3 protein-coding genes and 1 pseudogene are annotated in these 8,886 nt (G+C 63.4%); 3 read left to right on the top strand and 1 reads right to left on the bottom strand.

What is annotated here, in order from left to right; translation table 11 throughout:
* The 3 genes and pseudogenes from ACESNG_RS10805 to ACESNG_RS10815 form a co-directional block, all read left to right on the top strand.
* A pseudogene (locus tag ACESNG_RS10805) lies at window positions 1–429 on the top strand (2-oxoacid:ferredoxin oxidoreductase subunit beta); the annotation flags it as partial.
* 725 nt (window positions 430–1,154) lie between these two features.
* Window positions 1,155–6,875 carry a HAMP domain-containing protein gene (locus ACESNG_RS10810; protein ID WP_373061918.1) on the top strand — a complete coding sequence of 1,907 codons (5,721 nt, stop codon included), beginning with the start codon at window positions 1,155–1,157 and terminating at the stop codon, window positions 6,873–6,875.
* 2 nt (window positions 6,876–6,877) lie between these two features.
* Window positions 6,878–8,524, top strand: a complete 1,647-nt coding sequence (locus ACESNG_RS10815; protein ID WP_373068942.1) for a response regulator — start codon at window positions 6,878–6,880, stop codon at window positions 8,522–8,524.
* 71 nt (window positions 8,525–8,595) lie between these two features.
* On the opposite strand, the gene ACESNG_RS10820 is transcribed toward ACESNG_RS10815, so the two are convergent.
* Window positions 8,596–8,724 carry a hypothetical protein gene (locus ACESNG_RS10820; protein ID WP_373061916.1) on the bottom strand — a complete coding sequence of 43 codons (129 nt, stop codon included), beginning with the start codon at window positions 8,722–8,724 and terminating at the stop codon, window positions 8,596–8,598.
* Window positions 8,725–8,886 lie beyond the last annotated feature (162 nt).

The raw sequence follows: 8,886 nt of genomic DNA on the forward strand, positions 1-8,886 counted from the left end.
GCGCTGATCGACGTCATCTCGCCGTGCGTGACCTTCAACGATCACGAAGGCTCCACCAAGAGCTACAAGTTCACGCGTGAGCACGAGGTCGAGATTTCGGCGGCGGATTTCGTGCCGTTGCGCCGCGAGATCACGGCGCCGGAGACCAACGACGACGTGTCGGTGGTGCCCATGCACGACGGCAGCACGGTGCGATTTCGCAAGACGGCGGACAGTTATGACCCCACGAACCGCGAACAGGCGTACGCGCACGTACGTGCCTGCCAGCTCCGCCACGAGGTGGCCACCGGACTGTTGTTCATCGACGAAAGCGGGCAGGACATGCACGCGATGTCCAAGACCGTTGCGCAGCCGCTGGTGGAATTGCCGTTCGCCGATCTCTGTCCGGGGAACGCGGCGCTGCAGACGTTGATGGAGCAGTATCGGTAAGAAGCGCCGCGCGACCAGCTGGCTCTCCGATCGCTCCGCAGCAGCCGCACGCACCGCAGTTCGCGCGAAGTCCGCGACGATCGCGAAGGCCCGCGAAGAACAGCAACAACAGGCGTCGTGTTCGCCGTGTTCAGGTGACCACGCACCTCTGGATCGCGAAGCGAGGTCTACCGCTTGACCGGCAACGCGTGGACGAAATGTTACAGATCCCGAGTGTGGCCCTGTTCGAGCAAGTCCCGCTCCAACAACTACTTACACCACCACCTGGTTATTCAGACTCTGATTTCGAGCCCGTTCCACTCGTTCTCCTTTCAAAAAGGTTGGGACGCTACCGGGTCAGAATGTAAATGTCCAATGGCCGAGTTCCGCTGAAAGAAGTGCAGTCCAGCGGCTGCACCCCACGCGGCCACGGTAGAGGCACTCGCACTCTCACGCCGTAACGCCTATGTTCGGTTGCGCGACGAGTCTCGGCCGTGATGGCGATCTGCCTCACCGCCACCTCCGCCCGCTCCACTCCGCGCCCGTGGTTCGGCCCGACTTTCTCTCCGCTGAATACTCCGATGAAGCGAACCTCCACGAACGGCGGCTCGGCGGGCGATGGCTCCCCGCACGACGGCCTTGCACGCACGAAAGTGCGCTCGGCGAAGCTCTCGCCCGGGAAGCGACATGGAAAGAGCGCGGGAGCTCCCGACCTGCCGGATGCATTCGAGGTCGTCGCGGTCGCAATGCCTCCCCGGTCGGGCGCGGACCTTCCGCTCGGCCTCGACCGCAGCCAGCTGCTGCTCGCCCTGCAGCGTGTACGCGCCGGCGATTTTACCGTTCAGCTGCCGGGCGACTGGTCGGGGCTCGACGGCAAGATCGCCGACACGTTCAACGAGATCATTGCCGCCAATGAAAAAATGGCGTTCGAGTTACGTCGCGTCGGCCAGGTGGTCGGGAAGCAAGGCAAGACCCGCGAACGCGCGCGCTTCGACCTCAAGCGCGGTGCGTGGGGCGAAATGCAGGACTCGGTGAACACTCTGGTCGACGACCTACTGCGGCCCACTACAGAAGTGACGGGCGCGATTGCGGCCGTCGCCCAGGGTCACCTGAACCAGACGATGCGACTCGACGTCGATGGACGTCCGCTCGAAGGGGAGTTCCTGCGATCAGCGACGATCGTGAACACGATGATCCAGCAGCTCGGCGTGTTCACGTCGGAGGTCACGCGCGTGGCGCGAGAAGTCGGCTCGGCCGGCAAGTTGGGTGGGCAGGCGCAGGTGCCGGGCGTATCCGGTGTGTGGAAGGACCTGACCGAGTCGGTGAACTCGATGGCGTCGAACCTCACGGCGCAGGTTCGCAACATCTCGGAAGTCACCATCGCCGTGGCATCGGGCGACTTGTCACGCAAGATCACCGTCGACGTGCGCGGTGAGATCCTGCAGCTCAAGGAAGCCATCAACACGATGGTCGATCAGCTGCGCTCGTTCGCATCGGAAGTCACACGTGTGGCGCGCGAAGTCGGTACGGAAGGAAAACTGGGCGGCCAGGCTGTGGTGCCCGGCATGGCCGGCACATGGCGTGACCTCACCGATTCGGTGAACGCGATGGCTGGTAACCTCACGGCGCAGGTGCGAAACATTGCCGAAGTGACGACCGCGGTGGCGCGAGGCGACCTCTCGCGCAAGATCACCGTGAGCGTGTCCGGCGAAATTCTGGAACTCAAGGACACCATCAATACGATGGTGGATCAGCTCAATGCTTTCGCCGGCGAGGTCACGCGCTTGGCGCGCGAAGTGGGCACGGAAGGGAAGCTGGGCGGCCAGGCACAGGTGCCGGGGGTGGGCGGCACGTGGAAGGATCTCACGGACAACGTGAACTTCATGGCGTCCAACCTCACCGCGCAGGTGCGTAACATCGCCGACGTGGCCACCGCCGTTGCGCGCGGCGACTTGTCGAAGAAGGTCACGGTGAACGTGTCGGGCGAGATCCAGCAGCTCAAGGAAACGCTCAACACCATGGTGGACCAGTTGAACGGCTTTGCATCGGAAGTCACACGCGTGGCGCGCGAGGTCGGCACCGAAGGCCGCCTGGGTGGTCAGGCCGTGGTGCCCGGCGTGGCCGGCACGTGGAAGGACCTGAACGACAACGTGAACCTGCTGGCCGCCAATCTTACCACGCAGGTGCGTAACATCGCCGAAGTCACCACGGCCGTTGCGCGAGGCGACCTGTCCCGTAAGATCACCGTGGACGTGCGCGGCGAGGTGCTCGAGCTCAAGGTCACCATCAATACCATGGTCGACCAGCTCAATGCCTTTGCCGCCGAAGTCACGCGCGTGGCGCGAGAAGTCGGTACCGAAGGAAAACTCGGTGGTCAGGCGCAGGTGCTCGGCGTGGCCGGCACATGGAAGGATCTCACCGACTCGGTGAACTCCATGGCGTCCAACCTCACCGGTCAGGTGCGAAACATCGCCGAGGTCACGACCGCCGTCGCGCGAGGCGACCTCTCGCGCAAGATCACCGTGGACGTGAAGGGCGAAATCCTGGCGCTCAAGGACACCATCAACACGATGGTCGACCAGTTGAACGGATTTGCCTCGGAAGTAACGCGCGTGGCCCGCGAAGTCGGCACCGATGGACGACTCGGCGGGCAGGCCGTGGTGCCCGGTGTCGGTGGAACCTGGAAGGATCTCACGGACTCCGTGAACTTCATGGCGTCCAACCTCACCGCACAGGTGCGCAACATCGCCGAGGTGGCCACGGCGATCGCCAACGGTGACTTGTCGAAGAAAATCACGGTCGACGTGTCCGGTGAGATCCTGGAGTTGAAGAACACGCTCAACACGATGGTGGTGCAGCTCAATGCCTTCGCGTCGGAAGTCACGCGTGTGGCGCGAGAGGTAGGAACGGAAGGAAAACTCGGCGGGCAGGCACAGGTGCCCGGCGTCGCTGGCACCTGGAAAGGTCTGACGGACAACGTGAATTTCATGGCATCGAATCTCACGGGTCAGGTGCGCAACATCGCCGAAGTGGCCACCGCCGTGGCGCGAGGCGACCTGTCGAAGAAGATCACCGTGGACGTCAAGGGCGAAATCCTGGAGCTGAAGGACACCATCAACACGATGGTGGACCAGCTCAACGCGTTTGCGGCCGAAGTCACCCGCGTCGCGCGCGAAGTCGGCACCGATGGCAAGCTCGGTGGCCAGGCTAAGGTTCCCGGCGTGGCCGGTACGTGGAAGGATCTCACGGACAACGTCAACGTGATGGCGGCCAACCTCACGGAGCAGGTGCGCGGCATCGTGAAGGTGGTGACCGCCGTGGCCAACGGCGACCTCAAGCCGAAGCTCACCGTGAACGCCAAGGGTGAGGTCGCGGCACTCGCCGAAACCATCAACAACATGACGGCGACGCTCGCGACCTTCGCCGACCAGGTCACGACGGTTGCACGCGAAGTCGGCGTGGAAGGGCGACTGGGCGGTCAGGCGAACGTGCCCGACGCCGCCGGCACGTGGAAGGACCTCACCGGTAACGTGAACCTGCTGGCTGCCAACCTCACGACGCAAGTGCGCGCCATTGCCGAAGTCGCGACGGCCGTGACGCAGGGTGACCTCACGCGCTCCATTCAGGTCGCGGCGCGAGGCGAGGTGGCCGAGCTCAAGGACAACCTCAACACGATGATCGGCAACCTCCGTCTCACGACGGACCGCAACACCGAGCAGGACTGGCTCAAGACGAACCTGGCGCGCTTCACGGGAATGTTGCAGGGGCAGCGCGATCTCTCCACCGTGGGCCGGATGCTGCTCTCCGAGCTCACTCCGCTTGTGAACGCGCACCAAGGCGTGATCTATCGCGTGGACGAATCGCCGGGACAGGAGCTCCGGCTCATCGCCGGCTTCGCCGACGATCCCGTTACCGGCCACCGCGAAACGCTTCGCGTTGGGCAGGGGCTGCTCGGCCAGTGCGTCTCAGAGAAGAAGCGCGTGGTCATCAATGACCTACCCTCCGACATTTCACCGATCACCTCCGGCCTGTTCCAGGCAACGCCGCGCAGCGTGATCGTGCTGCCGGTGCTGTTCGAAGACGAAGTAAAAGCGGTGATCGAGCTGGCCTCGCTCAGCACGTTTACCACGTCGCATCTGTCGTTCCTCGAGCAGCTCACCGACTCGATCGGTATCGTGCTCAACTCGATTGAAGCCACGATGCGGACGGAAGGGTTGCTGAAGCAGTCGCAGCAGCTGGCCGCCGAACTGCAGACGCAACAAGGCGAGTTACAACAAACGAACGAGCAGCTCGCCCAGAAAGCGCAGCAGCTCGCCGAACAGAACGCCGAAGTGGAGCGCAAGAATCAGGAAATCGAGCAGGCGCGCCGCGCGCTCGAGGAAAAGGCGTCCGAGCTCGCACTGACATCGAAGTACAAGTCGGAATTCCTTGCGAACATGTCGCACGAACTGCGCACGCCGCTCAACTCCATCCTGATTCTTGGACAGCAGCTCGGCGAAAATGCGGAAGGCAACCTGTCACCCAAACAGGTGGAGTTCTCGAAGACCATTCACGGTGCGGGCACCGACCTGCTCAACCTCATCACCGACATTCTCGACCTGTCGAAGATCGAGTCGGGCACGGTGACCGTGATGGCCGAAGAGGTGATCGTGCGCAACCTGATGGACGGTACCGCACGGCCCTTCCGTCACGAAGCGGACAATCGTCACATCACGCTCGACGTCACAACCGACCTGACCGGCGACGCCACCATGGTCACCGACGCGAAGCGGCTGCAGCAGGTGCTCAAGAACCTCCTGTCCAACGCCTTCAAGTTCACCGAGCAAGGCGGTGTGCGTCTCCGCGTCTCGCAGGCCGCGGGTGGCTGGAGCAGGGAGCACCCGATTCTCAAGCGCGCCCCGAGCGTGGTGGCGTTCGAGGTGTCGGACACCGGCATCGGCATCCCGCTCGAGAAGCAGCGCATCATCTTCGAGGCGTTCCAACAGGCCGACGCCGGCACGTCGCGCAAGTACGGCGGCACCGGCCTCGGCCTCGCCATCAGCCGCGAACTCGCAGCGCTGCTCGGCGGCGAAATCCAGCTACGCTCCACGCCGGGGCTGGGCAGCACCTTCACGCTGTACCTGCCGCAAACGTACATCGGCCCGTCAGGTTCGTCGCTTCTCGGATCGACGACGATCGCGTCGCCGGAAGACGCGGACGGCATGCCGAGTCACACCACGAGCCTGTCGTCGGTGCGTACGTGGGGGCGTCCGCTGGAGGCTGTGGCCGACGACCGGCACGACCTGCAGGAGCACGACGCCCGACTGCTCATCGTGGAGGACGATCCCCACTACGCCCGCGTACTCGTCGAACAGGCGCGTCTGCAAGGGTTCAAGGTGCTGGTGGCGGCGCGTGGCGCTGATGCGCTCGCTCTGGCGCGCGAGTATCAGCCCACGGCCGTGTCGCTCGACGTGTACCTGCCCGATATGCTGGGCTGGACCGTGCTCAGCCAGCTCAAGCAGGATCCGACTACGCGCCACATCCCGGTGCAGATGATCACGCTCGACGAGGACCGGCAGCACGGGCTTGCGCGCGGCGCGTTCAGCTTCCTGCCGAAACCGACCACGACGGAAGGCCTCGAGGAGGCGCTGCTGCGCATCAAGGAGTATTCACGGCCCCGGTCGCGGCGGCTACTCGTGATCGAGGACAACGAGGCCGAGCAGCTCAGCATTGCCGAGTTGCTGGCGTACAAGGATGTGGAGATCGACACCGTCGGCACCGGCAAGGAAGCGCTGGCCGCGATGCGCACCGGCTCGTACGACTGTGCCGTGCTCGATCTTCGCCTGCCGGACATGACGGGTTTCGAAGTGCTGGAACATATGCGGGACGACTCGACCATTTGCGATGTACCGGTGGTCGTGTTCACCGGCAAGGAACTTTCACCTGAGGAGGACGCGCGCCTGCACACGCTGGCGCGAAGCGTCGTGGTGAAGGGTGTGGAGTCGCCGGAGCGTCTGCTCGACGAAACAGCGCTGTTCCTGCACCGCGTGCTGGCGGACCTGCCCCTGGAAAAGCAGTTGATGCTGGACCGCCTGCACCGCTCGGACGACGATCTTGTCGGCAAGATGGTGCTGGTGGTGGACGATGACGTACGCAATATTTTCGCACTGAGCAGCGTACTGGAACGGCGCGGCATGAACGTGCTCACCGCGGGCACGGGTTACGAGGCCATTTCGACGCTCGAGAGCACCGCCAACGTGTCTATCGTGCTGATGGACATCATGATGCCGGAGATGGACGGCTACCAGACCATGCAGGCCATTCGCCAGAACCCTTCCATGAAGCGCCTCCCGATCATCGCCCTCACCGCCAAGGCCATGAAGGGTGATCGGGAGAAGTGCATCGATGCGGGCGCGTCGGATTATCTCGCCAAGCCGGTGAATACCGAGCAACTGCTCTCGGCGCTCCGTATGTGGCTGCATCGCTGAAAATGACAAACATGCTCGAGATTCCGGACGACGAAGGAAGCGACGTGTTTCGCAACACCTTTGATAAGGTCAACATCCTGCTGGTCGATGATCAGCCGGGCAAGCTGCTCGCCTACGAGGCGATACTCAGCGAGCTCGGGGAAAACCTGATCACGGCCAGCTCGGGGCGCGAGGCGCTGGAGCACTTGCTCAAGACGGACATCACGCTCGTGCTGATGGATGTCAGCATGCCGGAGCTCGACGGCTTCGAGTTGGCGGAGATTATCCGCCAGCATCCGCGTTACGAGAAAACGGCGATCATCTTCGTATCCGCCGTGCATCTGTCCGACCTCGACCGGCTCAAGGGATACAAGTCGGGCGCGGCAGACTACGTATCGGTGCCGGTGGTGCCCGAGCTGCTGCGGGCGAAGGTCACAGTGTTCACGGCGCTTTACCGGAAAACGCGCGAGGCCGAGCGACTCACGGCGGAGCTTGAGCGCCGGGTTGCGGAGCGCACCGCCGAGCTCGAGGCATCGGTGGTTCGACAAATCGAACTCGCCGAGCAACTGCTCGATGCCGACCGGCGCAAGGACGAATTCCTGGCGCTGCTCGCGCATGAGTTGCGCAACCCGCTGGCGCCGATTCGGAATGCGGCGAGCATCATGCGCATGAAGGGCGTACACGATCCGGAGCTGATCTGGTGTCACGACGTGATCGAACGTCAGGCAAAACAGCTGACCCGCCTAGTGGACGATCTGCTCGACGTCTCTCGCATCTCGAAAGGAAAGATCCGGCTTCGTTCCGAGCAGCTCGACCTGCGCAACGTCGTGCATGGTGCCGTGGAGACGAGCCGTCCGCTCATCGACGAGATGGGCCATCAGCTCACCGTAGAGATGCCGGAGACACCGCTGCTGCTGCGCGGAGATCCGGCGCGCCTCACGCAGGTCGTGGCCAACCTGCTCAACAATGCGGCCAAGTATCAGATGGAGAACGGAACGATCGCGGTGCGAATCGAGCATGATGGCACCGATTCCGTCATCGTGGTGAAGGATCGTGGTATCGGCATCTCGCGCGAATCCATGCCCCACATATTCGACCTGTTCGCGCAGGGCGAACGTGTATTTGATCGTGCTGCGGGCGGCCTCGGCATCGGCTTGTCACTCGTGAAGCAGATAGTCGAACTGCACGGTGGCACCGTACGTGCCGAGAGCCCTGGGCCGGGACTGGGAAGCGAGTTCGTCGTCTACATCCCCACGTCGATCGACTCGATGACCACGACGGCCAATGACACGCCCGAGGCATCGCACTCTGCTGAGGCATCGCGTCGCATTCTCGTCGTCGATGACAATGTCGACGGCGCCGATAGCCTCGCCATGCTGCTTCGCATGCGCGGCCACGACGTGGTGGTGGCACACAACGGGCCGGACGCTCTGCGACTTGCCGAAGAACGGCCGCCGTCGGTGATCCTGCTCGACATCGGTCTGCCCGGCATGGATGGCTACGAGGTGTGCCGGCGGATCCGCGCGTCAGGTCTCAGGGAGACGCGCATCATCGCGATGACCGGCTACGGCCTCGAACAGGACCGCCAGCGCGCATTCGAGGCCGGGTTCGACGTCCACACCACCAAGCCGGTGGCCTTTGCCGAGCTGGTGAAACTGCTGGCGGAATAACGGAGGAGCACCCACCGCCTGGCGAGGAATGCTGAGTGTGCTCCGGCCGGCGATTCGCGCTTGGCGAATCGCTAGCGGAAGATGTCGAAACTGCCCAGCAGCCACCACAATAGCGCGAAAACAAGGATCGTGGTGAAGCAACCGCCTCCCAGCTTGTTGGCACCCCACCCGGCGGCGACTCCACGCAGTAGTTTGCTCATCGGCGCTACTCCGCCGTCTCGCCGTCGCCGACGATCGCATCGACATTCACCGAGAGCGAGATCTCGGTAAGGAGCAGGTCAGTCGCCTGCTCTTCGTCAAGCGTCAGCTGCAGCAACTCCGCTTGTTTCGGAAAGCCGAGTAACTGTGCATACGTGCGTGCC

This window comes from Gemmatimonas sp. (assembly GCF_041689975.1).
Lineage (GTDB): Bacteria > Gemmatimonadota > Gemmatimonadetes > Gemmatimonadales > Gemmatimonadaceae > Gemmatimonas.